This window comes from Mesorhizobium sp. M7A.F.Ca.US.002.01.1.1 (assembly GCF_004022955.1).
In the GTDB taxonomy this organism is placed as follows: Bacteria; Pseudomonadota; Alphaproteobacteria; order Rhizobiales; family Rhizobiaceae; genus Mesorhizobium; species Mesorhizobium ciceri.
In genome coordinates this window covers 1-1,548 of sequence record NZ_RZQE01000816.1, presented here as the reverse complement: position 1 = coordinate 1,548, position 1,548 = coordinate 1, and the positions used below count along the sequence as shown (strand labels likewise).

2 protein-coding genes are annotated in these 1,548 nt (G+C 63.8%); both read right to left on the bottom strand.

Going from position 1 to position 1,548, the window contains the following annotated elements; genetic code table 11:
• On the bottom strand, positions 1–1,285 hold a 1,285-nt coding region (locus EN932_RS35755), incomplete at its 3' end, for a hypothetical protein (RefSeq protein ID WP_164890839.1).
• A 29-nt stretch (positions 1,286–1,314) separates the two neighbouring features.
• Positions 1,315–1,548: UTRA domain-containing protein (locus EN932_RS35750; protein WP_127419040.1), on the bottom strand; the 234-nt coding region annotated here is incomplete at its 5' end.

Sequence of the window (1,548 nt, the reverse complement as noted above, 5' to 3'; positions counted from 1 at the left end):
CTCCGGGATCGATCCGGTCTAGAAAATCGGTCACCCGATCGGTTCCGGCAACAGGTTCGCTGCCGACCATGACCGCCACCGAAAAGGCAATAAGGGAAGAAACCGGCGTGTGGCTGCGTGCGCCGGCGCGCAGGTTCATGACCAGCGTCGGCGACAGGAAGAGACCGGCCCGGAGCACCGCGCGCCAATCGGCCGGCAGCATGCCGCGCCGTTTGAGCTCAAGCAGCAGTGGCCGCCACAGCGCTGTGGCCTTGACCTCCAGCAGGTCGCGGCGGACGGGGCTCAGGTCCCAGTCCGTGTCGACATGGAGCAGGTTTCCGTCCAGCCGCGCATGGGCGCGAAAAGCCTCGGTCGCGGTCGCCGGATCATAGAGCCAGAACGGGTGGGCGAAGATGTTGTGGAACGTCGCCTTCACCTCCGCCAGCAGCGTCGGGATATGCGAGCCTGCAAAGGCAGGATCGAAGAAGGACAGCTCCGCCCTCCCCGCCTTCGCCGTGTACCAGACATTGGCGTTGTGGGCGTCGCCATGCGCGACCACGCCGCCTGCATCGGTAAGCCGGTCCGGCCGCAAGCGCACAGCGGCGGCATCGAAAAGCTCACCGACGCTGTCGGTGTACTGCTCGCCATTGATGACGAATTTCAGCCGGGAAAACCTATCCCAATCCAGCTCGGCACCGGGAAAGACGAACGGCTTGCCGACATAGAAATCGGCCAGCCGGCCGCCTGGCGGCAAGCGCGTGTCGGCATCGATCAGCCGCTCATGAAACAGCCTGTGGATCGGTTCCGCCGCCACGTCCTCGACGGTTACCGGATGCAGCGTTTCGAGATAGACCTTGAGCAGCCTGGCCGACAGGTCGCGCTCGGCAAGAACGGCTTCTCGCCGTTTGCCGGCGTCGTCCTGCGCATCCAGCGCGAACAGCACATCCGAAAACCTCGGATCCGTGCGCCGGCGATAGACAAGGATCTGCTCGCCCGGTTGGACCGACATATGCACGGGTTGATCAACCGGCAGGCCGGCGCGCGACAGAATCTCGGCGCGGTAATACTCGCCCGTCATCGCCTCTTCCCGCTCCTCCTGATGGAACTTGAAGAAGTAGGCCTTGCCGTCGTCCTCGAAGAAGCCGTTCAACGAATTGAGGCTGTATTTATCGAAGTTGATGCGGACATTGCGGGGACGCATCGCGAACAGGTCGCCCAGCAATGCCGCCAGCGCGCTTTGTGCTTCGGCAACATCATGCTGCGCGAGTGCCCGGATCCGCGCCGTGCGGCTCGGCGCCGGCGTCATCTGTCGCTCTTGCATTCGACCTGCTTCCGTCAGCTGCTTTTTGAAGGGGAATAGCGGCTGCCGAGCGAGTAGCGGCTGCCGGCATAAGTCAGCTTGCTGATCGTCGCCACCACCGCGCCCGTCCATGTCCGGCGGTGCAGGAAAAGGCAGCAGGCGCCGACATCGATGCCCAGATGCCGCGCCGTCTCGGCATCCGCCGGGATGGCGGAAATGATATGCTCGACCTCGGTCACCGGGGTTTTCTGCATGAGGTAGTCATAGGT